The sequence below is a fragment of the Levilactobacillus huananensis genome (assembly GCF_003946145.1).
Classification (GTDB): domain Bacteria; phylum Bacillota; class Bacilli; order Lactobacillales; family Lactobacillaceae; genus Levilactobacillus; species Levilactobacillus huananensis.
In genome coordinates this window covers 360,356-386,976 of sequence record NZ_RHOC01000001.1, presented here as the reverse complement: position 1 = coordinate 386,976, position 26,621 = coordinate 360,356, and the positions used below count along the sequence as shown (strand labels likewise).

Annotated in this window: 20 protein-coding genes; 11 read left to right on the top strand and 9 right to left on the bottom strand. The window is 50.2% G+C overall.

The features are described from left to right. Positions 1-87 precede the first annotated feature (87 nt). Positions 88-2,085 carry a KUP/HAK/KT family potassium transporter gene (locus EKM71_RS01875; RefSeq protein WP_125572976.1) on the top strand — a complete coding sequence of 666 codons (1,998 nt, stop codon included), beginning with the start codon at positions 88-90 and terminating at the stop codon, positions 2,083-2,085. Between the two features lie 157 nt (positions 2,086-2,242). On the opposite strand, the gene yjeM is transcribed toward EKM71_RS01875, so the two are convergent. Together yjeM and EKM71_RS01865 are read right to left on the bottom strand one after the other, a co-directional pair. After that, the gene (yjeM, locus tag EKM71_RS01870; RefSeq protein ID WP_125572975.1) at positions 2,243-3,751 is read right to left on the bottom strand and encodes a glutamate/gamma-aminobutyrate family transporter YjeM; all 1,509 of its coding nucleotides are present in this window, start codon (positions 3,749-3,751) and stop codon (positions 2,243-2,245) included. Positions 3,752-3,804: 53 nt separating this feature from the next. Then, the gene (locus EKM71_RS01865; protein WP_125572974.1) at positions 3,805-5,226 is read right to left on the bottom strand and encodes a C69 family dipeptidase; all 1,422 of its coding nucleotides are present in this window, start codon (positions 5,224-5,226) and stop codon (positions 3,805-3,807) included. A 269-nt stretch (positions 5,227-5,495) separates the two neighbouring features. On the opposite strand from EKM71_RS01865, the gene EKM71_RS01860 reads away from it, so the two are divergent. From EKM71_RS01860 to EKM71_RS01845, 4 genes are all read left to right on the top strand, one after another. Further along, positions 5,496-6,413: a YitT family protein gene (locus tag EKM71_RS01860; RefSeq protein WP_125572973.1), complete on the top strand. Its 918-nt coding sequence runs from the start codon at positions 5,496-5,498 to the stop codon at positions 6,411-6,413. Positions 6,414-6,484: 71 nt separating this feature from the next. Next, positions 6,485-6,673: a 2-hydroxymuconate tautomerase gene (locus EKM71_RS01855; RefSeq protein ID WP_125572972.1), complete on the top strand. Its 189-nt coding sequence runs from the start codon at positions 6,485-6,487 to the stop codon at positions 6,671-6,673. A gap of 176 nt (positions 6,674-6,849) precedes the next feature. After that, a complete protein-coding gene (gene glpK, locus EKM71_RS01850) occupies positions 6,850-8,352 on the top strand; it encodes a glycerol kinase GlpK (RefSeq protein ID WP_125572971.1) in 1,503 nt (500 codons plus the stop codon). A 315-nt stretch (positions 8,353-8,667) separates the two neighbouring features. Continuing rightward, positions 8,668-9,813 (top strand): ArgE/DapE family deacylase, encoded by a 1,146-nt coding sequence (locus tag EKM71_RS01845; protein WP_125572970.1) that lies wholly within the window; start codon positions 8,668-8,670, stop codon positions 9,811-9,813. A gap of 37 nt (positions 9,814-9,850) precedes the next feature. Here EKM71_RS01845 and EKM71_RS01840 read toward each other — a convergent pair whose 3' ends face one another. Next, complete coding sequence (locus EKM71_RS01840; protein ID WP_125572969.1) at positions 9,851-10,663, bottom strand: Cof-type HAD-IIB family hydrolase; 813 nt, start codon at positions 10,661-10,663, stop codon at positions 9,851-9,853. A gap of 225 nt (positions 10,664-10,888) precedes the next feature. Between EKM71_RS01840 and EKM71_RS01835 the strand changes: the two genes are divergently transcribed. Next, positions 10,889-12,244: an RsmF rRNA methyltransferase first C-terminal domain-containing protein gene (locus tag EKM71_RS01835; RefSeq protein WP_125572968.1), complete on the top strand. Its 1,356-nt coding sequence runs from the start codon at positions 10,889-10,891 to the stop codon at positions 12,242-12,244. A 73-nt stretch (positions 12,245-12,317) separates the two neighbouring features. On the opposite strand, the gene fni is transcribed toward EKM71_RS01835, so the two are convergent. Genes fni through mvk form a run of 4 tightly spaced genes read right to left on the bottom strand, consistent with a single transcriptional unit; the run spans position 12,318 to position 16,404 of the window. Next, on the bottom strand, positions 12,318-13,355 hold the full coding sequence (gene fni / locus EKM71_RS01830; RefSeq protein WP_125572967.1) for a type 2 isopentenyl-diphosphate Delta-isomerase: 1,038 nt from the start codon (positions 13,353-13,355) through the stop codon (positions 12,318-12,320). A gap of 11 nt (positions 13,356-13,366) precedes the next feature. Continuing rightward, positions 13,367-14,440, bottom strand: a complete 1,074-nt coding sequence (locus tag EKM71_RS01825; RefSeq protein WP_125572966.1) for a phosphomevalonate kinase — start codon at positions 14,438-14,440, stop codon at positions 13,367-13,369. Positions 14,441-14,482: 42 nt separating this feature from the next. Continuing rightward, a complete protein-coding gene (gene mvaD, locus EKM71_RS01820) occupies positions 14,483-15,460 on the bottom strand; it encodes a diphosphomevalonate decarboxylase (protein WP_191986146.1) in 978 nt (325 codons plus the stop codon). Beyond that, on the bottom strand, positions 15,457-16,404 hold the full coding sequence (mvk, locus tag EKM71_RS01815; protein WP_125572964.1) for a mevalonate kinase: 948 nt from the start codon (positions 16,402-16,404) through the stop codon (positions 15,457-15,459). The genes mvaD and mvk overlap by 4 nt, the downstream gene beginning before the upstream one ends. 225 nt (positions 16,405-16,629) lie before the next feature. Between mvk and EKM71_RS01810 the strand changes: the two genes are divergently transcribed. From EKM71_RS01810 to EKM71_RS01790, 5 genes are all read left to right on the top strand, one after another. Then, entirely contained in the window at positions 16,630-19,473 is a 2,844-nt protein-coding gene (locus EKM71_RS01810) for a helicase C-terminal domain-containing protein (RefSeq protein ID WP_125572963.1), read from the top strand. A 48-nt stretch (positions 19,474-19,521) separates the two neighbouring features. Then, positions 19,522-20,025 carry a cell wall elongation regulator TseB-like domain-containing protein gene (locus tag EKM71_RS01805; RefSeq protein ID WP_125572962.1) on the top strand — a complete coding sequence of 168 codons (504 nt, stop codon included), beginning with the start codon at positions 19,522-19,524 and terminating at the stop codon, positions 20,023-20,025. 14 nt (positions 20,026-20,039) lie between these two features. Beyond that, entirely contained in the window at positions 20,040-21,218 is a 1,179-nt protein-coding gene (locus tag EKM71_RS01800; RefSeq protein WP_125572961.1) for a pyridoxal phosphate-dependent aminotransferase, read from the top strand. A gap of 29 nt (positions 21,219-21,247) precedes the next feature. Then, entirely contained in the window at positions 21,248-22,543 is a 1,296-nt protein-coding gene (gene asnS, locus EKM71_RS01795) for an asparagine--tRNA ligase (RefSeq protein WP_164504694.1), read from the top strand. Between the two features lie 103 nt (positions 22,544-22,646). After that, positions 22,647-23,351 (top strand): DnaD domain-containing protein, encoded by a 705-nt coding sequence (locus tag EKM71_RS01790; RefSeq protein ID WP_125572960.1) that lies wholly within the window; start codon positions 22,647-22,649, stop codon positions 23,349-23,351. Positions 23,352-23,586: 235 nt separating this feature from the next. Here EKM71_RS01790 and EKM71_RS01785 read toward each other — a convergent pair whose 3' ends face one another. Beyond that, the gene (locus EKM71_RS01785) at positions 23,587-25,863 is read right to left on the bottom strand and encodes a transglycosylase domain-containing protein (protein WP_125572959.1); all 2,277 of its coding nucleotides are present in this window, start codon (positions 25,861-25,863) and stop codon (positions 23,587-23,589) included. Between the two features lie 18 nt (positions 25,864-25,881). Then, positions 25,882-26,499, bottom strand: a complete 618-nt coding sequence (gene recU, locus EKM71_RS01780; protein WP_125572958.1) for a Holliday junction resolvase RecU — start codon at positions 26,497-26,499, stop codon at positions 25,882-25,884. Positions 26,500-26,621: the final 122 nt, after the last annotated feature.

The following is a 26,621-nucleotide window of genomic DNA, read 5'->3' as shown; positions in this document are numbered from 1 at the left end:
AGTCACCGCACCAATTGCGCCCGCTTACTTGGGGTTCTCTGGGTGACCCGCTATGATGGGGGTAGCGTCAGATGAGGGGGGTCAATCATGAAAAAATCGACACGGACATTGTCCACGGTGGGGATGCTCATCACGTTGGGGATCGTGTATGGAGACATCGGAACGTCACCGTTGTATGTTATGAATGCCATTTTGGTTCAGTCCGGGAAGCATTCGCTAGCGGCGACGGCGCCGATTATGTTGGGTAGTATCTCCTTGATTTTTTGGACGCTGATGTTGATTACGACGATTAAATATATTTTATTGGCGATGCGTGCTGATAACCGGCATGAGGGCGGAATCTTTGCGCTGTATGCGCTGGTTCGACCACAGGCCAAATGGCTGATTGTGCCGGCTTTGATCGGTGGAGCAGCCTTATTGGCTGATGGGACCTTGACCCCGGCTGTGACTGTGACTTCGGCCATTGAAGGATTAAAGGGTCAGACGTTAGGCCCATTGCACTTTAGTGCCGGGCAGGGCTGGGTACTTCTGGTGGTTACAGGAATTTTGCTGGGACTCTTTCTCGTTCAGCGGTTCGGGACGGAACGAATCGGCTGGTCTTTTGGACCCATGATGTTCATCTGGTTTAGTTTCATTGGATTGGTGGGCCTTCACAACCTTTGGACCTATCCAGCCATCTTAAAGGCGCTGTCACCGACTTATGCCATCACCTTTCTGATGAGTCCACTGAATAAACAGGGGATCTTTATTTTGGGAAGTGTCTTCCTGGCAACGACTGGGGCCGAGGCGCTGTACTCGGACATGGGTCAGGTTGGTAAGCAGAACATCTATGGCACCTGGCCATTCGTCTACGTGACACTGATGTTGAGTTATCTGGGTCAAGGGGCCTGGGTCATTCGCCATGCGGAACAAGTTTTGGCGACGGAAGGGATTAATCCCTTCTATGCTATGGTCCCAACGGCGTGGCGGCTCTTTGCGATTGTCATCGCGACGGTGGCCGCTATCATTGCCTCTCAAGCGTTGATCACGGGTTCGTACACGCTGGTTCACGAAGCCATTGGCCTCAAACTTCTCCCTCGGTTGCGGATTAAGTTTCCTGGCAAGGTTAAGAGTCAGCTGTACGTCGGCGCCGTAAATTGGCTCTTGTGTGCCGTCACTTTGAGCGTCGTTTGGTACTTCAGGACGTCCAGTCACATGGAGGCGGCCTACGGGTTAGCGATCACCATGACGATGTTGATGACGACATTGCTCCTTCACGCCTTTCTTGTCCAGAAACATCATCCAGTATTAGCTAAGATCTATGTCGTTAGTTTCGGTTTATTAGAAAGTCTGTTCCTATTGGCCAGTCTTGCCAAGTTTGTTCACGGTGGCTACGTCACACTTTTGATCACCGTTGTGATTCTGACGGTCATGGTCTTCTGGTATTACGGGAATTTACGACGAGACGCTTATTTGGAAAACACGGAAGACGTGTCACTCTTGGACTTTTTGCCACAGTTAACGGCGCTCAGTCATGATGATCAGATTCCATCGTTTGCGACGAATTTGGTGTTTATTAGTAAGGTTACGCCGGATTATCAGATCAAACGCGCGATCATTTACTCCATTTTGGACCAACAGCCTAAGCGGGCCGCGGTCTACTGGTTCGTGACGGTTAATGAGACCGATACGCCCTACGAGTGTTCTTATTCGGTCAATACGTTAGGTACACACAACGTCATGGACGTACAACTCTATCTGGGCTTCAAGAAGCCTCAGCGTTTGAACGTCTACCTGCGTCAGATCGTTAATGACCTCCTGGAGGAAGGGATCTTGACGGATCAGACGCCACGGTATTCCAGTATGCCAAATCGACAGGTTGGGAATTTCAAATTCATCATGTTGAATCAACAATTCCAGGATCTGGGTGCTCAAGAGAACATCCCAATTGACGATCTGATCCTGATTGGTGGGCGGCTTCTGTTACAACGTATCAGTCTATCGCCACAGCGGTGGTATGGACTGGGCTTTAGTGACGTCGTCGAGGAACGGGTGCCATTGTTTATTGGTCAAGCACCTGACCGGACGTTGAAACGAAGAGTATGACAAAGGGCGGTCAGTCAGTGAGTGTTTGTGGCGCTGACTAATCGCTTTTTTTGTGCATGTTTTGGCAAGAAGTTTTGTCGGAGAAATTTGGGAAAATATCAACGAAAAAAAGGCGGTTTACCAGGTCTCGGTAAACCACCTTTTTGATTAGAATCGCTTAATTTTCGTTGGTGCTGGTCTCTGCAACAGTACGTTTTTGGCCGTTGTAGTAGAAGATCCAGGCTACAGCCCCGAAGAAGATTGGGCCGATGATGGTCCAGAAGGCCGTCATGTAATCGTGATCTAAGATTGGTTGGAGACAGGTAAAGCCAATCCCACCGACTAAGATAACCAGAACCAAGCCAACGATGACGTTGGTCCAGAGACGGCTCTTAAAGATAACGAAGGGCCGTTCCAGGTCTTGGCGACGTTTGAAGAATGGGAAGGCCCCAATCAGAAACAGGTAAGGGAAGGACGTGGAGACGTTCCCCATATCGGTTAAGATTAAGTAAAATTCGTTGGCTGCGGAGCCTCCGAAAGCCACCAGAAAGATGAAGACAGCTACGACGATGGCTTGAATCCACATCGAGTAGGCAGGCATGCCGACCTTGTTGAGCCGCGTCATCTTCTTGGGCCACAGTTTTGGTGACGATCCCAAGATGAAGGATTTCAGTGGGGAGTAAACCAGAACAAAGAAGGACCCCAAGTAAGCCATGAACATGCTCAGTCCAGTTAACCGGGCTAGCAGGTGACCTAAACCAATTGAAGAGGCCGTTGATAAGTTCATCCCGTGGCCTAAGACAACCCCGAGATTGTTCATCAAGACATAGGTAATGTTCCCCAAGTTGACTTGGCTCTTACCCAGGACGCTGTGCCAATTTGCACTGATCCCCCATAGGAAGATGGACAGGGAGTACATGATGGTGATGGCAATGGTTGAGATGATTAATCCCTTAGGGAAGGTCTTCTCAGGCTTGTCCATACTATCAGTAATCCCACCCATGGACTCCATCCCCGCGTACGCGAAGACCGCATACGTGATGAAGGACAGTAGGGCCATTGGTGATGAGAACTCAGGATTTGGTGAGGCAATGAAACTGTGGGCGCCGTTGATTGGTTCGGCGAGTTGACCACCGTTTAAGAAAAAGATAATGACACTGGCAACCAGGAACAGGCCAGTCAGAAACATCACGAAGATTCCTCCCAATGAAGAAATCTTGGCGATGGAATTCATCCCTCGAGTAGCGAAGAAGGTCACGGCAAGGATCCAGAAAATCCCCAAGAGACCCACCGTTTGGGTGGAAGACAGGCCTAAGAAGCTCCAAGTCTGTGTCTTGTCGCCACCGGATAGCAACGTTGAAAGTGGAATCCAAACCTTCGTCGACGTGGAAACCATCCAGATGATCCAGGATGATAACCAGATGAAGGTCCCAATGAAGGCCCACTTTTCACCGATGGAACCGGCCAACCAGGAGTAGATTCCCCCTCTAGCTTCCTTGAATGTTGACCCGTATTCGGCCAACATTAAGGCACTCGGTAAGAAGAACAGTAAAGCAGCTAAAACGTACCAAATAATACTTGCGTATCCCATTTGGTCATAGGCAACCGTCGTGTTGGCGAAGCCGTAAATGGCCGTAAAGATCATCAAGATTAAATTTGATAATTTAATCTTTTTTTGAGTTTCCATTATTTAATCTCCCATTAGTGGTGAGGGCTAGTCACAGACCAGTCCCGACCGTGTTATAAATTAAGATCCTGATGGTAGTTCAGAGGACCTAGGTCGGTGGCCTGCGTAATCAAGGTCGCCGCTAGCTCACGGTAGCGCCGAATTCCCAATGCGGCGTTCTCGTTGGCTTGTTGCGTTAAGAAATGGTTCAATTCGGGGCCGGACAATTGCCGCCCAACGGCATCGGTATGCTTAACGGACTGCTTGAAGGCGATCCGTAATTCCTTTTGCACAGCTGATACGGCAGGCAAGGCGTCGTGGTAGTGGGCATCGAGAAGGACACCGACGTGCTTGTAAACCCAGTAGGCTGATTCACTATCATAGGTGACCTGACCAGAATGATAAGCCTCTGGTGTGCTCTCAATGCCAGCGTAGAATGGCACGTAGACACTCTCAGCAGCCACGCCCATGGCAAGCCACTGAATGCCAGCTAAGGCTGGATCCATGTCAGGCCGAATCTGTAAGACGTGAGATTCTTGTGTCTTGGCCAAGCTGATTGGTCGGAACATGGTGCGTTGTTCTTCGGTACCAGAACCGACAGGATCATAAGGGGTTTCTTGGTAGTGACTGCTCAGGTAATCCTGGGCGTCATCTACAGATAAAAGCCGATCCGCGTACTGAATAAAGGGTAACTCAAATGATTGCGGTTGCGCTTCGACGGCTGGTGTGAATTGTTTCTGACCGTACCAGACCCGAGGGGTGTTGTAGTACAAGTCGGATTGATCTTGAGTCCCGAAAATTTCACGCCAGTTAAATCGATCGGAATGTGGGTTCAAGTGGTTGTCCGCAACAAATGATTGCAAGTTTCGTGCAAACATAAAGTTGTCGGGATCGTTGAAGTCAATGGTCTGAATAGCCATTTGGTTCGCGATAACGGCATAACCATTGTCGGGGATGCGTTGGGCAACCCAGTTATGACCGGCACCTGTTTCGAGATACCAGGCTTCTTTCTGGTCGGCGAAGAGAATCCCACTGGACTCACTGGTTCCATAACGCTCAACGATTTGACCCAGAAGAGCGACACCTTCTCGAGCGGTCTTGACGTAAGGTAAGACCACAGTGACCATGGCTTCCTCACCGATACCGTTCTTAACCAATGGATCGGCGCCTAGGACGCGTTCGTTGGAGTAGGTACTTTCGGTGGCACTCATGGCGACACCATATTCATTAAAGCCATCCTCTTCAAACAGGCCGTATTCATCGGTCCATTCGGGTGTGGCGGTGTATTTTGCCGCATGCAGGGGTAGAGGCATGGTGAAACCATTATCTTTATCCTTGCTGACAAAGGTCTGCGGGGTAGTTGCCGTGGTGGCTGGGTGGACGATGAAGTGTTTCGGCCAAGCGGCCTTGGAATCTTCGTTTCGACCGATGATGACTGAGCCATCCATGGTGGCCCGCGGCCCAATTAAAATACTGGTACATGCAGAATAATTCATGGGAGCGCTCCTTTCGCAAGTTGAATAAATTAACGATCTTATTTTATCATTTTTATAATCGAACCGGTTGTCTTTCCGGGCAACTTTAATTATTTTCTCGATAATTCTCATAAAAATAAATATTTATACATTTTACTGTATAGCGGCCTATCAGTGAACCTGTCATGCTCCGCGACACTAGGCGCGGTTTAACGGCCATTTAGGGCTAGCTAATGGCGGCTAGATGTGGTTAAATAATGAAAGAAATTGGTCAGAAAAGGGGTACCAAGATGAGAAGCCTGTTAGAGAATCGCCGTGAGGTGGTGACGCACCTTTTAATCATGATGGGATCCGCCGTTATTAGTGCCATTGCCCTGAATGAATTTTTAGTTCCAGGGAAGATATTTAGTGCGGGGATCAATGGGATCTCCCAGATTATTGCTATGCTACTGCAGGGTGTGGGAATTAACCTCAGTACGGGTTGGTTTATTCTGCTTTTCAACGTGCCAATCGGGCTATTGGGGTGGTTTAAGGTCGGCCGCGGGTTCACCCTGTATTCCATCCTGGTGGCAATTCTGACCTCCGTTTTGGCAATCGTGATTCCGGTTCATAATATTGCCAATAACCCATTGCTGGCTGCCTTATTTGGGGGTATCTTGACCGGGGTTGGTGTGGCCTATCCGTTGAAGAATGGGTTCTCTACTGGGGGGATGGATATCATCGCCGTTGTCTTGGAGAAGACGACGGGCCGAACCATTGGGACCTTGATGCTGATGATTAATTTCGGCATCGTGTTAGTTGCCGGTTTTCTTTTTGGCTGGGAAAGTGCTTTATACACGATTATTTCAATTTATGCAATGTCACGCGTCGTTGACAGCATCCATACGCGACACCAGAAGCTGACCGCCTTTATCGTGACTGCCCGTCAAGACGAGGTTATCTCTGAACTTAACCGGACTTTGATTCGAGGAATTACGGCGATCCCATCCTTCGGGGCCTATACAGGGAAGGCGAGCACGGTCTTGATGACCGTTATTTCGCGGTATGAACTTTATGCATTAGAGCATGCTGTCAAGGATGTCGATCCCCAGGCCTTCGTGAATTTAGTGAATACGGTGGATATTGAGGGGAACTTCTATAATGAGACGGAACAGCTGAAGTTGAAGCAGGCAACCTCGTTGAAAGCTACGAATGACAAGCAAGAATAGGATAGGCTTGTTCTACCAGAGCGTTATCGGTATAATAGCTCTATCCAAAAACAGAAGGGAATGGACCAACCATGCCAATCGTTAACATCGATTTAATCGCCGGCCGTTCACAGGACCAACTCAAAGCCTTAGTACAGGATGTGACTGCTGCTGTTACTAAGAATACCGGAGCCCCAGCCGAACACGTGCACGTCATCTTACGTGAAATGCAACCTGACCGTTATGGGGTTGCGGGTGTCTTAAAGAGCGACGAAAAGTAAAAAACATTTCCAAAATCTTATAAACCGCCACCATTCTCGTCAAGTCGGGTTTGGTGGCGGTTTCATTTGTAAAAAGGTTTGGCGTGGGGCACACTTTTCGGTATACTAGACCCATGTGCAACATCACGGTGTTTTTAGGCCGTTGCTAACAACGAATGAATGGAGAGTCTATGACAATGAATGATCAACAATACATGATGGCAATTGACGAAGGGACGACGAGTACCCGGGCTATTTTATTCGACCGGCACGGCCAAATTGCGGGGCAGGCACAGCGAGAATTTCATCAATACTTCCCCCAACCAGGCTGGGTCGAACATGACGCAGACGAGATCTGGAATGCGGTCCAATCGGTTATCTCCGATGCGCTGATTGATTCCGATGTTCAACCTTACAAGGTTCGCGGAATTGGGATCACCAACCAACGTGAAACCGCCATTATTTGGGATAAGAAGACGGGAGAACCTATCTATCACGCGATTGTTTGGCAATCTAAGCAAACCAGTGAAATTGCGGATCGGTTGAAAGCTGACGGATACACCGACGACATTCACGACAAGACGGGGTTAGTCATCGACTCCTATTTCTCCGCGACTAAGATTCGTTGGATCTTAGACCACGTCGATGGGGCCCAGGAACGCGCTGAACGCGGTGAACTTCTTTTTGGGACTATCGATACCTGGATTCTCTGGAAGCTCACAGGTGGCCGGGTACACGCCACTGACTACACCAATGCCAGTCGGACCATGCTGTACAACATTCATGATTTGAAGTGGGACGACGATATTCTGAGTTGGTTAAACATCCCAGCCGCAATGTTACCAGATGTTCGCTCATCATCTGAAATTTACGGTTACACCGCTGGTTACACGTTCTCCGGAGTTCAGGTGCCAATCGCCGGAATTGCCGGGGACCAACAGGCGGCCTTGTTCGGGCAAACGGCCTTTGATAAAGGGATGGTTAAGAATACGTATGGTACCGGGGCGTTCATCGTGATGAACACCGGTGAAGAACCCACACTGTCTCACAATGGGTTATTGACCACTATTGCCTATGGGTTAAACGGCAAGGTAACCTATGCGCTCGAAGGGTCCATCTTCGTTGCCGGGTCTGCCGTTCAATGGTTGCGTGACGGAATGCGTTTCTTCGAACACGCTAGTGAATCTGAAAAGATGGCTGTTGATGCCAAGACGACCGGAAATGTCTACGTCGTCCCTGCATTTACGGGACTCGGTGCACCTTACTGGAATCAAGAGACGCGGGGGGCGGTCTTTGGTCTGACACGTGGGACGACGCGAGAACAGTTCGTACGGGCTACTGTCGAAGCCATTGCCTACCAAACGCGTGACGTCGTGGACACCATGACTAACGAAACGGGCCTAGACATCCAGTCACTCAGTGTCGATGGCGGGGCTGCAAACAACAACTTCCTCATGCAGTTCCAGGCGGATATTTTGAATACACCGATCAAGCGGGCTGCCATCAATGAAACCACGGCGCTTGGTGCGGCTTATCTTGCTGGACTAGCCGTTGGTTTCTGGCCTGACATGGATGCTATTCGGAAGATGCACGCCTTACGCGATGAATTCACGCCACAAATGGCAGCGGATCGTCGGGAGAAATGTTACGCCGGTTGGCAAGCCGCCATTAAGGCAACGCAAGCTTTTCAAGCTGAATAAATCACTTAAAAGGGTCGCATCTCGAGTAATTTTGAGATGCGATTTTTACTGTTAAAGTAGTTTTTGTATAATACAAAATATCCGTGTTCGCGCTATAATCACGTACAGGAGTCTGGGATGATGCGCATGACGAGATGTTAAGCACTTACAGAATAAATTGTTATGAATTCCGCTCTGCTATAAACTCTTTATCGGCAACTTATTGTATATAGCAGCAATGCTAACAAAGCCTAGATAATTGCTTGCCAAGTCAAACGCAATAAATGAGCTTTCTTCGTAAAAGCGGTACAATTATTTTAGAAGGAGGAATCAACGATGGCAGTGTTTACAGATGAACAAAAAGTACAGTTATTGTCAGATCTGGTCGCCATTCAATCGGTAAACGATCACGAGTTGGATGTCGCCCAATATTTACAACGGGTCTTGGGTGAACATGGGATTGCGGCACGGTTAATTCCGTTAAGCGCTACTCGTTCGAACCTCATCGCGGAAATTGGCCATGGAAGTCCTGTTTTGGGAATTTCAGGGCACATGGATGTCGTGGCTCCGGGAGATGTGTCAACGTGGCATAGCGACCCATTTAGGCTAACTGAGCGTGAAGGTCGCCTGTATGGTCGTGGTGTCACCGACATGAAGGCTGGTTTGGCCGCATTGGTGGTCGCCATGATTGAGCTTCATGCGATTGGCAAACCGGCTCACGGCACCATTCGATTGCTGGCCACCGTCGGCGAAGAGGTTGGAGAACTGGGTTCCGAGGCCTACTTCGAAGCAGGTGACATGGATGATGTTGATGCGTTACTGATTGGGGAACCAACCGGTTACCGGATATTCTCTGCCCACAAGGGGTCGATGGATATCAAGTTGACCTCGACGGGAAAGACCGCACATAGTTCTATGCCAGAATTGGGCGCGAATGCGATTGATCCTCTATTGGCGTTATTGAATCAGGCCAACATTGCGTTTAGAGATACCGAACATCACAATGACCTCCTGGGTGATCTAACCTTTAACACGACGGTCTTCAATGCCGGGGATCAGGTCAACTCAATTCCGGGGCAGGCCGTGGCCGAGATTAATGTCCGTACGATTCCTGAATTTAACAATCAATTAGTCATTCAGACGTTGCAACAATTGGTGACCCAGCAAAATGATCAAGGGGGTCACGTGGTGATGGACATCTACATGTCCCAGTCACCCGTTGTTGAGCCGCGTGACAATCCACTAAGTCGTGTTGCGGCTCGGGTCGGCGAAGCTTTCTCCGGGCAGGCAATTCCACGTTTAGCCTTGCCAGCGGTGACGGATGCCTCGAATCTCTTAAAGAAAAAGGGCAATCATTTTCCGTTTATCGTCTTTGGGCCAGGTAATGAAACGGCGCACCAGATCGATGAATGCGTTGACCGCCAGATGTATTTGAACTTTACAATTCTTTATGAACAGTTACTTGAAGCCTATCTTCAGTAAAAGAAAAAACGTCGATCCTAATGATCGGCGTTTTCGTTTATTCAGCTAATTTTAGGTAATCCTTGAGATAGGTAGCGAGACCATCATGATCGTTATCTAGCGGGGTCACGTCACTAGCCAGTGCCTTGATCTGAGGCGTGGCATTTTGCATAGCGACTCCCCAGCCGGCGTAGTCAATCATGGCGGTGTCGTTGTGTTCGTCTCCAAAGGCAATGATATTTTCTCGTTTGATATTGTAGTGGTGGGCGAGGACTTCGACACCGGTAGCCTTCTGCACACCCTTGACGCCGAGTTCAACCACGGCGTTGGGACCGCCCCAAGGCGCCGCATCGATCTCGTCACTGAATTGGTGTCGGATATAGCTCAGTAGGTGTTCTTGATGCGACCGATCGACGGCGACCGTTAAGCTGGTGGGGTTTTCCGTTAATGTTTTTTGATTGAGAATCTGGTTCGTCTGTAGAATTGAAGGGAAGAAGCCCAGTTCAACGGAGTGGTCGCGGACGGCTAAGAACAGATTCTTACCTTCCGCTGCCAACATGTTGATACCCAGCTCTTCGCGGTGGGCCAATAGGTCGAAGGCGACCTCACGGTTAAAGGTATACTGGTATTCGTCTGCCCATTGGTGGTGGGGAATGTGGCCGAGACTTCCATTAAAGTTAATCATGGGGCCGTCAAGGTTGAGTTCGTCATAAATGTCAGCGGAGATCCGGTTGGGCCGTCCCGTCACAATACTGACGATATGGCCGGCTTCACGGGCCTGAGTCAGGACGGCTTTGGTTTTGGCCGAGACCTGAGCGGCCGCATTGAGCGTCGTACCATCGAGATCGATCGCAATTAATTTTCGTTCCATCAAAGGACACCTCACAGTAAATTGATTTTTGGGGGTTGTTAATCGGTAATTAAGCTAGCCCTCTCAATGTACCATATTCGACGAAAAGAAGCGACCGGGACACCTCTTTACCAGGGGGTAGTCGATCGTCGGTGAAACGCGTATAATGATTGGAGAAGTTTGAAAAGACAGACAATTTGAATCCTAAAAATAATAATTTGTAAGCTACAAAATGGAGGAATAACGGTGGATTTGCCAAAAGATTTTATTACGAAATATCAGCGTCTCTTGGGACCAGATGCCCCGGCTTTTTTTGCGAGTTTCGATGAAGCCAGTGAGGGGGGCTATCGTGTTAATCCGTCACGTGCCGAGCTATCGGAATTAACCTCGGCTCCAGCCGTGCCATATGCCAAGTTCGGTTACTATGGTCCGGTTAGCGGCCGGACTCTCGCTCACCAGAGCGGTGCCGTCTACAGTCAGGAACCCAGCGCCATGTTTGTTGGGGCGACTGCCGCCCCTCAGCGTGGCGAGCGGGTCCTTGACCTGTGTGCCGCTCCCGGCGGCAAGACCACACATCTGGCAAGCTACCTGGAAGGAACCGGTTTATTGGTGACCAATGAAATTAACCGTAAACGGGTCAGCATCTTGGCTGAAAATGTGGAACGATTCGGGGTTAAGAACGCGTTGATTTTAAACGATGCACCCGAACAACTCAGTCCCGTCTTTCCAGACTTTTTCGATAAGGTCTTGGTTGATGCTCCATGTTCCGGTGAAGGAATGTTCCGTAAGGATCCGGACGCCATGGGCTATTGGTCATTGGATTATGTTCAGGAGTGTGCAGATCGTCAGCATCAAATCCTAGCGGAGGCGTTAAAGATGGTTAAGCCGGGTGGTCAGTTGATCTACTCAACTTGTACATTTGCGCCCGAAGAGGACGAGCAAACCATGGCCTGGGTGCTGCGTAACTACCCAGACTTTCATCTCGTTCCCATTGACAAGACTGCCGGCGTGATTGACGCGATTCCTGAATGGGCTGATGGCAATACCGAATTAAAGAAGGCAGCACGCCTATTTCCTCACTTGATGAAGGGTGAAGGACACTTCGTCGCAAAACTTGAGCGTGATGCCGGTGAGAGTCGACGTCCCCGTGGCAAGGCCAAGTTAGGCACGCCACTCACGGCTGATCAACGTCATTTGTGGGCCGACTTTGCCCAGGAGGTCTTGGGAACCGTTGACTTTACCGACCTCGTCACGGTCAAGGACCAACTCTTTGCGGTGCCGACTGATCTTCCCGATCTCAAACGGTGTCACGTTTTTCGACCAGGTCTGCACCTCGGAACCTTCAAGAAAAATCGCTTCGAACCGGCCTATGCTTTAGCTCTGGCTAGTGATCCACGGACCACAGCTCACACACTGTCCATTAATGATCAGCAGTGGCGCAAGTGGGTTCATGGTGATACCTTTACGCTTGAGACGGCGCCGGTTAAGGGGTGGTACCTCCTGACCTGTCAGGAACAACCCGTGGGTTTCGGCAAAGTCGTGGGGAGTACTGTCAAGAATTTCTTCCCTAAAGGCTTACGATTCATGGTTTATGATGATTAGTTGGGATTACCAAAAAGCGTGAACACAACAACTGTGTTCACGCTTTTTTAGTTATAATGGCGATTAATTTAGATTAATAAGTCAGTTGACGCTGCTCACAATAGTCCCGAAGTTCCGGGGATAGCAGGAGATGTTGTTGCTGAAGCGTGTCGATGGATGCGGTACCCAACAACGTCATGATGGTTTTGAGACCAGTTTGCCAGTCCAAAAGAAACTGGGTCGTGGCGCCCTCATCTGTCTTGATCAGGTGGTGGAGAATTTGTCCCGCACTTCCGACTACGTTAGCTCCGAGTGCTAATGCCTTGGCAATGTCTAAGGGTTGGCGAATACCACCCGTTGCAATGACTTGTAATTCAGATTGTTGCCGAGCCTCTAGGAGTGACTCCACGGTTGTCTGGCCCCAGCCGGCCAGGTAATCAAGATCCTTGCCGGGGCGCCGGAAGTTTTCAATTTGCGCAAAGTTGGTGCCACCACGCCCCCCTAAGTCGACCAAGGTCACACCAATCGCCGCTAATTGTTGGAGGGTCTCATGGGCCATACCAAACCCGACTTCCTTAACGATGACTGGCACGTCGAGACGGGCGACGGTTTCACCGATGTTGTCTAGCCAGTGAAAGGTTCGGTCGCCCTCAGGCATAACCAGTTCCTGCGCCGTATTGATATGAATCTCTAGGGCGTCGGCTGCCAGCATATCCACCACGGTCCGGGCATCCTGCGATCCATGGCCGGCTCCGATATTGGCGAAGACCAGGCCGTCAGGATTGTTCTCCCGCAAAGGCGTGAAGGTGGCGATGGCTTGCGAATCCTTGAGCGCAATACTTTGGGAACCACTAGCCACGGCCATGCCGGTCCGAGCGGCAATTCGTCCCAGGCTCGCGTTGACCTTGCCCGTTCGTGGTGATCCACCGGTCATGGCTTCAATCAGCAGGGGTACCGGCAGAGACAAGGGGCCAAGGTGTGTCGTGAGGTCGACATCCGCCACGGCCATTTCTGGCAGACTTTGGTGAATGAAACGCAGCGCGTCAAATTGGCTAGTGGCCACCGGTGCATAAAATTTTTCCGCCAGCGACAGGTGTTCGTCCTTGCGGTGGGCGTGGCGTGAAATTTCCATGATAAAACTCCTTATTCGATCACGTGATGGACGTTTAATTTCAACGGTTCAATCCCGCGCTTTTCCCACTCGTGAAGTAGGTTGGCGAGTTCTTGGGCGGCATTAATGATGACAATTCCGCAGTCACCACCGCCGGCACCAGAGGACTTGGCGGCACCACCGATACCCACGGCAATGTCACACATCGTCTTGAGTAATTGGGTTTCAATGGTGACATGACTCAGGGTAGCCAGGTGATCCAGCAGGTTACGGTTAACCGCAATTTCACGTTGGATGGCCTGAAGATCTTGATCGTGGAAGCCATCAATCATGCGTTGCAGACAGGCCTTGCTTTCCCGAAGGAAGGTATGATATTCGTGTCGTTGGGTAGCTTTGAAGAGGGCCACCTTGTCGACGAGATGTGAGGTGGAGGCGGGTGTTCCGGTCCATCCAATCATCAGGCGTAGGGATTCTGGCGGGGTCAACAGTTCAATCTGGAGACCTGGCCAGTCAGTATTTAAGAGGTCCGTTAGGCTGAGTTCACGCCGGGCGGAGGCCAACCAATCGCGGTCAAAGGCCTGGTAGGCGATCCAACCGCCGTAAACGGAGGCGGCAATGTCACCCAGTGATCCGTTTCCTTGGACGTCGAGGTGGGCGATGGCGGCTAACTTAAAAAGTCGGTCCTTACTCATCTCAAGGCCATAGAATTGGCATAGTGCCTTGATCGTGGCAACGGTAACGGCGGCTGAAGAACCTAGACCGTACTTCTTGCCATCGGCACTGTCGAGGTCACTGTTGACGTTTAAATGATAGATGGCCAGGGGCTTACCCAGAGATTGGGCGTACTGTTCTGTAAGTCGGATGGCCGATAAGATGTAGTGAAAGGGATTGTCCCGGTTGTCGAAGACTAACTCGTTTCCTTGGCGTTGCCAATAGAGTGAGTTTTCTTGGTACTGCTTGGAGGCAATTCGCCCGTAGTCGTGGCTAGGCGTGATAGTTACCGTAACGAACTGGTTAAGTGCGACAATAATTGCCGGATAACCGGGTTCAACAACGGCGTATTCGCCAGCAATATAAAGTTTTCCGGGTGCTTGCGCGGAAATCAAAAGATCAGGTCCCTTCTGTTACTATTCAATAAATTTGTTGGTTTAGACTAAGAATTTCAGACCGGGGCCCGGGTGGGCGACGATAACATTGGTGGCGCCGAAGAGTTTACCGAAAGACTGCTTGATGGTGGGGACAGCTGGCTCCTCACAGAAAATTTTGAGGTTGGGACCGGCGTCCAGGGTGTAATAACAAGGGATTCCTTGGTCGCGAAGCTTCCGGACGGCGTCCATGGCTTTCAGTGTATCCCCGTTAAAATAAGTATAGGGAGGCTGAGCGCTCAGGGTTAAGGCATGCATCCGCATGGCATTGCTCTCGAGAATTTCACCGAGTGTTTGGAAGTCATGGTCGCGGATGGCTGGCTTGATGGCCGCCAGGTCCTGAGCCACAACGTCGCGCCAGGTTGCGTAGTAGGGCGATGTGGCCACACTACTCTGCATTCCTTGTCGTGAGCTTACTTTCTTATGGTGGGGATCTAAGACGAGGGCCACGACCGCTATGGGCCAATCGACATGTTCAGCAATTGGCACAGCGTAGGAATCGGTGTCATTGTGACCCGCTTGCCATTCAACGAAGCCGCCATAGATGGACCGAGTTGCCGATCCAGAGCCGCGACGCGCAAGGCGTGACAAGGCGGGTTTATCCAAATTGAGGCCAGCAGCCTTACTAGCCGCACCAGCCAAGGCTGCAAAAGCTGAGGCCGAAGATGCAAGGCCAGCCGAAGTGGGGACGTGGTTCGTTGAGGTTACTCGCGCAAAAGAGGTGCCCGCAGTCATTTGGCGCACCAGGTTAAGAAACGTATGAACTTTTTGACTGGCCTGTGGCGAGAGCCGTTGGTCGTTTAGGATAACGTCATCGGCAGATAGACGATCGTCAAACTCGACGGTTGTGTCGGTGTAAAACTGATCGAGGGTTAGGGAAAGACTGCTAGTCTGAGGCAAGATGAACTCGGTATCGGCTTTCCCCCAATATTTAACGAGAGCGATGTTGGTGTGAGCACGAGCTGTAACAGCGGGCATCATTCGTGTTCCTCCTCTAAATTAAAGCTTTCCAGCCAGGTTTGAGTGGCTCCGGCGGTTGTTAGCGCTTGTTGCACGTGTTTAGCAGTTGGTAGGTCGGCACACAGAGCAATCAGACAGCCTCCCATGCCACCACCGGTTAGTTTGGCCCCTAGGGCGCCATTAGCAGTGGCAACGGCCGTTAACTGGTTCAGTTCCGGTGAACTGACACCTAGGCCAGTGAGCTGATCCTGAGCGGCACTCATGATACGTCCGAGTTCGGGAAGGTCTGGCTTAGCCAAGGTTACTCTGGCTTTTTGAGCGAGTTGACCTAACGTGGTGATCTGCTGATTAGTCTCTTGTGGGAACAAGGTTTTGCGCTGTGCCACGGCGGCCACGGCTTTACCCGTTTGCCCCTTGATTCCACTGTCAGCAATGACCAGAGTACCGTTTAAGGCGAAAGGGATTTGGGTAATAGCTTGATGAGGCACGAACCAAATTGGCACGGCCGAACTGACCGTTGCCGCGTCGATCCCACTCGGATTACCATGGGTAATCTTTTCGGCAATGGCAGCGGTGTCCAATAGCTGATCACGAGTCATGGTTCGATCAAAAAAAGCAGTCATCGCGCGTGTGATCGCCACGGCCACGGCGGCCGAGGACCCCATGCCACGTTCGGCAGGCAAGTCACTCTCAATTCGCATGGAAAATGGCGTCTTCTGGCCGTTAAATCGGTCTAAAAGGGTGTGAATTAGCTTCGCGACACCGGCTAAGTTTTGTCCCAGCTCGTCGATCGGGCCGTCAAAGTAGCGACTCGAGATCAGTTGACCGCTGGTGGTAGCACGCATTGTCACATTGGTTTGGACCGAGGGAAGGGGTAAGGCGATGGCCGGTTGTCCATAAACAACGCTGTGATCACCAATAAGAATAATTTTGGCACTACTTTGCCCGGTAACGGTTCTAGCCACGTCTACTCGCTCGCTTTCTTCATGAAATTATCTACCAGAACATCATACTCTACTGATAACTATTGCGCTAGCTTTGCCCCTGAAAAACTACCAATCTGTCAAAAATTAACCCTTTCTATAGAATTACCGAGCGATCGGGGTAACGCGACGATAGCGTTGCCTGGCTAAGTGGTGTATCATAGTGCCAGTTATAATCGCAATTGTGCAGAAATTGGTGAGCATATTATGGATAAAGACACGGTTTATGCGGTGGTGGATATTGAAACTACCGGGACCAGTGTGAAAGATGGCGACCGCATTATCCAAATTGGGTGCGTCTTCGTCCAGCATAATCAGGTGATCAATCACTTTGAAACGGATGTGAATCCACTTCGAGAGATCCCCGCAGCTATCTCAAGGCTAACGGGAATCACCAACAAGCGGGTCCGTCACGCGCCACTCTTCGACGATGTGGCCGGGACCCTGTATAGCTTGTTGACGGATACGGTGTTTGTGGCCCACAATGTTAATTTTGATTTACCTTTCATTAATTCAGAGTTCGCTCGGGTAGGTTATCCAGAATTAGACATTGCGGCAGTGGATACCGTTTCTCTCAGCCAGATTCTCTTACCGACGGCACCGAGCTTTCGGTTACGGGATCTGAGTAGCTACTTCAACATCGAACACGACAATCCACATTCGGCGGATAGCGATGCTGGAGCGACGGCCGAATTGTTTATCTTCCTCTTCCGTCGGTTACGTGGCTTGCCACTGGTGACCCTTCAGCAAATGATTGATTTACAACCGGAACTACCGCTCCAAACGGCGGCTCTTTTTGACGTGGCCTTACGCTTGAATACAGCGACACCACGTAAACTGCCGGACTACCTTTATGTAAAGAATGGGTTGGCTTTACGTCAGACGCAGCCGTTACCAACAGCGACGTTAGCCGAACCCAGCACGTATCCGAAAACAAAGAAACAAAAGCAACGACTGATGCCGGATAATCTGGAATGGCGTCCGGAACAAGCCAAAATGATGAATTACATCTATAACAATTATGCCCACAGCGACCTTCACCCGGTTAAACAGATGATTGTGGAGGCCCCAACGGGGATTGGGAAGAGTCTCGGGTATCTCTTACCAATGGCTTACCTGACGCAGGGTAATCGACCAGTCGTGATTAGTACGGCCACGACGCTCCTACAGGAACAGCTGTTAACGCAAACAGTGCCACTGCTTAACCAGATTGTGCCCTTTACCATGAATGCTGTTCTGGTCAAGGGGGGGCGGCATTACTTGGATTTACAACGCTTCGCCACGACCCTCAAAGTTGCCGAAAGCTCCAAGCAGACGCAACTTCTAAAGTTAAGATTGTTGGTCTGGCTGACTATGACGACCACAGGTGACCTCGATGAGTTGCATTTGGCCACGTATCGTGCCCCATACTTCCAAGAGATTGTTCACGAAGGGGCCGTGGCTAGCAATAATCCATTCTACGAGGATGATTTTGTACGTCGTCGGGATCAGCGCGTCGCACAGGCTCAGATTATTATTGTTAACCATGCTTATCTGAGCGAACATGCCAGTGATTTAGGTCAGCAGCTTTCGCAGCCTTATCTGGTCATCGATGAGGCTCAGCATCTGGCTGACAGTACGCTACGTCAACGACGGACTCAGGTAAAATTTGCCAACATTATCAATGAACTCCACCACATTCAACGCGAGATCAGTCGTGAGATGGGGACAAGTCTGCTACGATTGTTCAGTGGGAATGCTGCCGCAGTCCGGAATCTCAATAGTCTGTTGGTCACTAGTCAAAACCTGGAGAAGACCCTTCACCAGTTGGTGAACCAACTCTTCTTAACGTTCTTGGCTGGGCAACGTGGAAATACTCAGAACCAAGTCATTGAACAGCTTATTCCGACAGCCAAATTAGAGGCGATGAGTCAACAGACCCAGCCCCTTTTGGATACGGTACAGAAGGATAATACCACCTTACTGATCCAGTTGGGCCGGCTACGTCAGCAATTTGAACAACATCGCGACCGTTTTGCACCTTCGGAACGTTACATCTTCGAACAAGTCGACACTCGGGTTCATGTGATTGATGAGAACGTGGCCCAGCTGGTGGATATTTTCGATCAGGTGACCCAGCAGGGGCCGGCCAGCTTGTTCTGGTTGACGATTAATCACGTTGGAGATCGAAATAGTCTGCAACTAGCCAGTGGGCTATTAGCCACGGAAGGCTTCTTGCGGCGTCAGATTTACACGCATTTTCAGCCAGTTCTGTTAACCGGGGCGACACTATTCTCCTCGGGACGTTCGCAATATATTCTCGACCAATTCGATCTTGAGCGGGATGAAACAACCACACATCGCATGCGATCGAGCTTTGATTACGGCGAACAGGCCGAATTATTCGTGGCAGATGATGGTCCAGACCTCAGCAAGGTGTCGACACGTGACTATATTGTCTATTTGTCAACTGCAATAACCCAACTGGCGGGGGCTGTGAATAAGCAAACGCTGGTACTTTTCAACTCGTTGAGCGTGATCGAACAGGTCTACCAGCAGTTGATCAAACAACCAGAATTTGCCAATCGAGAGATCTTTGCGCAAGGGATTAGTGGGAGTCGTGAGCGAATTGCCAAACGATTTGCAACTAGTCATGGCGCCATCTTGTTAGGTGCAGCTAGTTTCTGGGAAGGCATTGACCTGCCCGCGGAACAACTGGAACTTCTGATTGTGACACGGCTGCCATTCGATTCGCCTGACCGCGTCTTCGTAAAGGCCAATTATGCCCGTTTGGAAGCTGCAGGGAAGAATCCGTTCTACAATGCGGCGCTTCCTGCGGCCACCTTACGCCTGCGTCAAGGGGTAGGTCGTCTTATTCGGACACCGACCGATCGCGGGGCTATCGTGATTCTAGATCAACGGCTCCTTGAACGGCAGTATGGCAAGAGTATTCTTCGGGCCTTACCCGCCGATCTCAGCCGCACGGATGGCGACATTACCACCATTTCGCAAGGCTTGGTTAAATTTTTTGAAAAAAAGCCGAACAATCCGGTGACGCCCCCGGAAGTTTGATATAATTGGAAAAGATTGAATTCTGATAAGGGAGTACGAAGAGAATTGATGAGACAACAATATCAACGGCGTCGTCGGCCACGTCACTGGGTGCTCCTGAGCATACTGGTCGTTGTCCTGGTGCTGTTAATCAGCGCGGGCATAGTGATTCGCCGGGCCACTAAGCCGCTCAGTCAGGACCAGGTTCGGGCGGAACGAATCGCCAAAAAATCGGGACATCTGACGAGTACCAGTGATTTTTACTGGACGAATTTAAATTCCACTTACTACACAGTAGCTGGTAAAAACAAGCAGAAACAAGATGTTTATGCGGTTATTTCCAAGTCCGGCAAAGAGGTTACCGTGTTGAAACAAAGCGCGGGAATGTCGCGAAATACGGCACTCCAGCAGGTCTGGAAGCGTAATCCCAAGAAGGTTCTGTCGGCAGCTTTGCGGATCTTTAACGGCAAGCCAGCCTGGCAGGTGGGTTACCTCAATCAGAGTGGGAAGCTCTGCTACGTGACCTTCCAATATAGTAATGGAAAGGTTCTCCAGCAGATCGCCAACATTTAGCAAGGAGGATAACGATGCGACTTTCTAAGCGAGCACAAGCGGTACGGCCCTCAGCAACGCTGGCAACCGGTCAACGGGCTAGGGAACTTCAAGCGGCGGGGGTCGATGTGATCAACCTGAGTGTCGGTCAGCCGGACTTCCCGACGCCAGCACCAATCAAGGCACAGGCAGTGTCGGCCATTAACGCTGGAAGGGTTGATGGTTACACAGATACGGCGGGGATTTTGCCGCTTCGTGAGGCTGTCAGTCAACAAGTTCAGCGACTACACGGGGTCGACGTGTCCGCCGATCAGGTAGTCGTGACAACGGGGGCAAAATTAGCATTGTACGCGCTCTGCCAAGTTTTGTTGGATCCCGGTGACGAAGTCCTCTTGCCAAAACCCTACTGGGTCAGTTATGCTGAACAGGTGGGGTTAGCGGGTGGTCGACCAGTGACGGTCGATTCTAATGCTAATCTGAAGGTAACACCGGTCCAATTGGCGCAAGCCTATACGCCACGAACCCGGGCACTGATCCTCAACTCGCCTCAAAATCCAAGCGGTGTCGTTTACACTCGTGAGGAACTACAGGCAATTGGTCAATGGGCGGTTGCCAGAGATGTGCTGATCATTGCTGATGACATTTATGGCGAACTCGTCTACGATGGTTCGGCAGTGGCACCATCGATCGTGGGGATTACGCCGGCTATTACAGCGCAGACCGTGTTAATCGGTGGGGTCTCCAAGACTTACGCGATGACCGGTTGGCGAATTGGTTATGCCATTGGCCAGCCTGCTTTGATTCAGGCGATGAAGACCGTGTTATCTCATATGACGGGGAACGCGGCAGCTGTGAGCCAGGTGGCTGCCCAGGCGGCGCTGACCATGGATCAAGCTTCGGTAGCTAGCATGCGCGCTGATTTTAAACGGCGACGTGATGCGATTTACCCACTTTTGACGGCCTTACCCGGCTTTCATTTAGCCACTAAGCCCCAGGGGGCCTTCTACTTCTTTCCAGATGTCACGGCAGCCATGGCTATCAAACAAGTGACCACATCTAGTGAATTTGTCGCTAAGGTGTTGGAAGAGGCTCACGTGGCGGTTGTTGCGGGAGAGGCCTTCGGCATGCCTGGCTACATTCGCCTCAGTTACGCATCTAGTCTGCCTGTGCTTTTGACGGCGATGGATCGATTAAAACAGTTTATGCAAGATTAAAAAATTTATTGTGAGATGGAGGAATGATTGTGGAACAGATCAACATTATTGATGCCAGCAAGCACGTCGATGAAAAAGTAAAAATTGGTGTCTGGCTCACCAATAAGCGTTCCAGTGGGAAGATTGCTTTCCTACAATTACGAGACGGAACCGCCTTTTTCCAAGGGGTCGTTCTCAAAAAAGCCGTTGACGAAGCAACCTTTGAATTAGCGAAGGAAATCCGTCAAGAAACCAGTATGTGGGTCACAGGGATCATTCACCAGGATGACCGTTCACACTTTGGTTATGAAATCGAAGTTGAAACAATTGAAGTTATTGGTGAGAGTGAAGACTATCCAATTACCCCTAAGGAACACGGGGTTGACTTTTTAATGGACCATCGTCACCTTTGGTTGCGTTCATCCAAGCCACATGCTTTGATGCGGATTCGTAACGAGGTCATCCGAGCCACTTACGAATTCTATAATAAGGAAGGTTTCACCAAGATCGATTCCCCAATCTTGACTGGGAGTGCGCCTGAAGGAACGACCGACCTGTTCCACACGGAATACTTCGATCGTGATGCCTACCTGTCACAATCTGGTCAACTCTACGCCGAGGCCGGGGCCATGGCCTTCAACAAGGTCTTCACCTTTGGCCCAACGTTCCGGGCTGAAAAGTCCAAAACGCGGCGTCATTTGATCGAATTCTGGATGATTGAACCCGAAATGGCCTTCATGCACCAAGAACAAAGCCTTGAGGTTCAAGAACAATACGTGGCTTTCTTGGTTCAAAACGTTATCGACAACTGTGCCGCTGACTTAAAAACCTTGGATCGTGACGTTGAAGTTCTAAAGAAGTATACACACTTGCCTTACCCACGTATCAGCTATGATGAAGCCATTGAGCTGTTGAAAGCTAACGGGTTTGACGTGGACTGGGGTGTTGACTTCGGGTCACCGGAAGAAACTTTCTTGGCGGATCACTTTGACAAGCCGGTCTTCGTGTTGAACTATCCTAAGGCTATCAAGCCATTCTACATGAAGCCACACCCAACTCGTGATGACGTTTACATCTGTGCTGACCTCTTAGCCCCAGAAGGCTACGGGGAAATCATCGGTGGGTCTGAACGTGAAGTGGACTACGATAAGTTACTCGAGCAAGTTAAGAAGGCTGGCCTCGATCCAGAGGAATACAGTTGGTACCTTGACTTGCGGAAGTACGGATCTGTGCCGCACTCAGGTTTCGGGATGGGTCTCGAACGCTTCCTGACTTGGATTACGGGTGAGGAACACGTCCGTGAGGCAATTCCATTCCCACGGTTGTTGAACCGTATTTACCCATAGAAATTAACGGATCATACGACCGGACTGCCTTTGGGCGTTCGGTCGTTTCATTTATATGGCGACTTGCGAGTCGCAATGCGTCAGTGACAGGGGGTCATGAAAAATGGATGATTTTATGCACCGCTATATTCAAGATGGTCAGACCAGTGTGGCCAACTACCTCCTCGACAATTTTCGGGCGGTGGGAATGACCACGGATCAGTTGTTGGTTTACATCCAGTTACGACGAAAGATGGATCAAGGGGTGCTGATGCCCGATGCCGATGAACTTGCCAAGAAGCTGGGTTGGAACCAGCAACGTGTCTATCAGGTGTTACATGAGATGATTGAAAATAAGCTGATGACGATTGAGAGTGTCACGACATCCCAGGGGCAGAGTCAGGATGCCTATGATTTTCGCCTGTTGGTGGAGAAGCTCAGCCAACTATCAGTTCAGGAGAAAACGGTGGTGGCCAAGGCCACTAAACAGGCTGAAACCACCGATCGTGCTACCGTGTTTGGTCAGATCGAAACTGAATTTGGTCGACCACTTTCACCCTTGGAAATGGAAAGTATCAACCACTGGTTAGATGACGACCACTACAAGCCTGAGTTAATCCAACTCGCCTTGAAAGAAGCTGTCCTCAACCAAGTCTATAACCTCAAGTATATGGACCGAATCTTATTAAATTGGGAAAAGAAAAACCTCACAACGGCGATCCAAGTCCAACGTGACAAGGAACGGCAACAACCACGACGAAGTGCTAAACTGACGACGCCTGGTGGTGAGGTACCTGACGTCCCAATCTTTAAGCTGACAGATAATTAGATAAACAAAGAAAGAATCCCCACCAATCGTTGCAAATTGACGATTGGTGGGGATTCTTTGGCCGTGAGGCCATTTCATACAAGTCAATGGGGTAATCCTGACAGAACTATATACGATAAGCTACCGGGCTTAATCAAGTTAAAGTTTAGAGAGTCCCTGGCAGTTTGACTAAATTAGAAAAACCACCCCACCGCAATCGTTTATGGTTGCGGTGGGGTGGTTTTAGATGACCGGGTTACTTTTTGTTGTCGTCGGTGTTAGTTGTGGATGACGTTTGGGTACTGTTTTCATCGTCATTGCCATTACCACTTGGTTTTTGTTCCGTGCTCGAGGATTCCTTACTAGTACTGGATTCCGTCGTTGAAGATTCCGTCTTGGAAGTGCTGGAGCTGGTCGTCGCCTGGTTGTTACTGCTGTAGGCCGAGGAATTCGTATTGTTTGTCGACCCATATTGGCTGGTTGCCGTAGTATCCGTGACAGTACCAGGATGGCCGGTGACGTAGTATTCTGTTTTCCCGTTTTGCGTGGTGCGCGTGACGGTACTTGGGGCCGTCCAATCGGTATTGGTGCTCTTACCGGCAAGATAGCTCATTTCGTATTTGTAAATTTCTTGAGCAATTGTGGTTTGTGACTCGCTGACATAGTGACCGGTCTGGAATTGTTTATCGTAACCCGTCCAGACGGAAACAGCGTAGTTCTTGGTGTAACCCGTGAACCAGGAGTCCATCGTGGCGCCATCGGGCACCTTGTCGGCATAATCGTCAGGGTAGGAGTCGGTCCCAGTCTTACCGGCTTGGTAAAGCCCAGAGATGGCAGCTGAACGTCCAGAACCATTCTCGTTGGTCATGACATCCTTCATCATATCAGTCAACATGAAGGCCGTAGCAGCGCTCATTGCACGTTTACCGGTAGAAGCATAGTTGTGTTTTTTACCATCCTGAGTAACTACCTTGGAGACCAGATAAGGTTTGTAGTAGGTTCCGCCGTTGGCGAAGGCCGCATAGGCAGCTGCTTCCTGTTCGGAGGAAATGTACAACCCAATCCCATTTTGTAAGGTCAATGTCTTATCAAATGTCATTCCTAAACCTTCGAGGAACTTAGTGGCTTTAGAAATGCCGACATTTTGTAAGGTTCGAACCGCTGGAATATTCCGAGATTCATAGAGGGCTTTACGCATGGTAATGGTTCCCTGATATTGTTTATCCCAATCATAGAGGCTCTTGTCGGTCCCTGGGTACGTAAATGCTGTATCCTTAACGGGTTCGTAAGTTGGATAATAGAGGTGCTCAATGGCTGGCCCGTAATCCATCAGAGGCTTGGCCGTTGAAGCACTGGAGCGGTCCGTTTGGACGGCACGGTTTAACCCGAAGGTGACGTTTCCGGTCTTTCGACCACCGATCATGGCAACCACTTGACCATTATTGGGGTTCACAATGGTGGACCCTACTTGGAACTTACTGGAAGGGAAGTTGACATAGTTCCCTGAGTTGACGATATTGTAAAGTGTCTTCTGGGCGCCCATGTCGAGGTTGGTGTAGACCTTCAGACCTCCAGTAGTGGTGTTGTAACCCTTAGCCTTGAGCTCGGCGTAGACTTGCTTTAAGTAAGCGTCGATGACCTTAGTGGTCTTGGCATCAGTGGTAGTTGAATGGTGTGTCTTAACCAAACCGGTCTTAATGTTGGTCGCCTTGGCCTGCGCAGCTTGGGCGGACGTAATGGCATTGTTCTTGGCCATGGCGCCTAACACCAGATTACGCCGTTTTTCAGCATACTGTGGGTAGGTGGTTGGGTCATAGTCGTTCGGCGCTTGAGGCATCCCGGCAAGGAGGGCCAACTGTGGTAATTCCAGGTCTTTCAGATCTTTACCATAATAGTATTCAGCGGCCGTTTGCATCCCATAGACCCCGTTACCCATGTAAACCTTGTTAATGTAGTATTCTAGAATTTGATCCTTGGAGTAGTTGTGATCGACCTTGAGGGCCAGCCAGGCTTCTTGGGCCTTACGCTTCAAGGTTCGATCGGCAGCAGCTGTCGAGAAGACGGACAGCTTAACCAGTTGTTGGGTTAAGGTACTCCCACCTTGCATCCCCAGAGACGATCCGGTGACGTTGGCAAATGCAGCACCGACGATCCGGATGGGATCAACCCCGTTGTTCTTGTAGAAACGCCGATCTTCAGTGGAAACTACGGCTTGCTTTAAGGTTTCGGGAATGCCATTATTCCTGACATAGTTTCGGTTCTGGGCACCCAATCGTGAGATGACCTTACCGTTAGCGTCATAGACTCGCGTCGAGGTGTCACTGGAAAGGGCGGATTGGGTAATCTTCGGGGCGCTCTGGGCGTAGAAGAAGAAAAGCCCGGCACCAGCCAAGATTCCTAGAACACCGATTGCCACGATAATGAACAGCACTCGGCGGAAGGTACGCCAACCGTTGTGTGGTCGCTTGGGGCCGGGGGTGGTTGCGCTATGGCGACTCATCCGCGTACCACCGGTAGAATTGTTACTAGACATGTTAATCTCCTTTGCGTTTTAAACGTGTTCGCTGCTAAGCAGCTGATCCACGGCTTTGAGATAGGGAACCGGCAACTGCAATTGCGCAGGTAAAAGGATTCCCTTGGCGGCGATGTCCGTATAGGGGACGGACTTACGGCCGCCTTGAATTTGTTGATCCCAGAAGGTGAAGAGGTCTTCAGCACGGTACAGGTAGGTTTCATGGCGACTGACAAACTTAATAATAGCAAAACAAATGCCACCCTGGGCCGTACAAGCCCGCATGTGATCGATCTGGTGTTGATGAAAGTTTTTCAACGGGAAGGAGGACTTATTCTTGGTTTCCTTCGCGTCGAAGTCGAGGTAGTGGCCCCGATAGACCCCGTTGTAATCGGTCGTGGACGCGGTACTGAAATAGGCTTCCCTAATGACTGCTGCACTGCGTTTCGGATAATCGACCTTGACGATTTGAATTGGGGTAGGTTTCTTGTGAACCACCGCCAAACCACGGGTCTCATAATACGTGTTACTCTGGTTGAGCTCTTCTTCTAGCGTCATGCCCCGTTTCCCATAGTTAGTATAGGAACTGGGAAACTTGGGCCCCGACGGTGTCACTGGTGTTTGATAGGCATTCCCATTGGGATACCGAATAGTCATCGACTCCTCACACTCCTTGTCGAAAGCTGGCTCGCATTTGTGGCCCAGTTATTGACATTATACCAAGGTAGGGCAGAAATAAAAACTCCCAAGCAGATTGGACGTCAGACTTTTCCAATAAT

Bases quoted from the DNA above. Each gene is read 5' to 3' on its own strand.
- EKM71_RS01805 (WP_125572962.1), top strand. From the start codon at position 19,522: ATGAGACAACAATATCAACGGCGTCGTCGGCCACGTCACTGGGTGCTC.
- glpK (WP_125572971.1), top strand. From the start codon at position 6,850: ATGAATGATCAACAATACATGATGGCAATTGACGAAGGGACGACGAGT.
- EKM71_RS01845 (WP_125572970.1), top strand. From the start codon at position 8,668: ATGGCAGTGTTTACAGATGAACAAAAAGTACAGTTATTGTCAGATCTG.
- EKM71_RS01790 (WP_125572960.1), top strand. From the start codon at position 22,647: ATGGATGATTTTATGCACCGCTATATTCAAGATGGTCAGACCAGTGTG.
- EKM71_RS01840 (WP_125572969.1), bottom strand. From the start codon at position 10,663: ATGGAACGAAAATTAATTGCGATCGATCTCGATGGTACGACGCTCAAT.
- EKM71_RS01785 (WP_125572959.1), bottom strand. From the start codon at position 25,863: ATGTCTAGTAACAATTCTACCGGTGGTACGCGGATGAGTCGCCATAGC.
- yjeM (WP_125572975.1), bottom strand. From the start codon at position 3,751: ATGGAAACTCAAAAAAAGATTAAATTATCAAATTTAATCTTGATGATC.
- recU (WP_125572958.1), bottom strand. From the start codon at position 26,499: ATGACTATTCGGTATCCCAATGGGAATGCCTATCAAACACCAGTGACA.
- EKM71_RS01865 (WP_125572974.1), bottom strand. From the start codon at position 5,226: ATGAATTATTCTGCATGTACCAGTATTTTAATTGGGCCGCGGGCCACC.
- fni (WP_125572967.1), bottom strand. From the start codon at position 13,355: ATGGAAATTTCACGCCACGCCCACCGCAAGGACGAACACCTGTCGCTG.
- EKM71_RS01810 (WP_125572963.1), top strand. From the start codon at position 16,630: ATGGATAAAGACACGGTTTATGCGGTGGTGGATATTGAAACTACCGGG.
- EKM71_RS01800 (WP_125572961.1), top strand. From the start codon at position 20,040: ATGCGACTTTCTAAGCGAGCACAAGCGGTACGGCCCTCAGCAACGCTG.
- EKM71_RS01875 (WP_125572976.1), top strand. From the start codon at position 88: ATGAAAAAATCGACACGGACATTGTCCACGGTGGGGATGCTCATCACG.
- mvaD (WP_191986146.1), bottom strand. From the start codon at position 15,460: ATGATGCCCGCTGTTACAGCTCGTGCTCACACCAACATCGCTCTCGTT.
- EKM71_RS01860 (WP_125572973.1), top strand. From the start codon at position 5,496: ATGAGAAGCCTGTTAGAGAATCGCCGTGAGGTGGTGACGCACCTTTTA.
- EKM71_RS01855 (WP_125572972.1), top strand. From the start codon at position 6,485: ATGCCAATCGTTAACATCGATTTAATCGCCGGCCGTTCACAGGACCAA.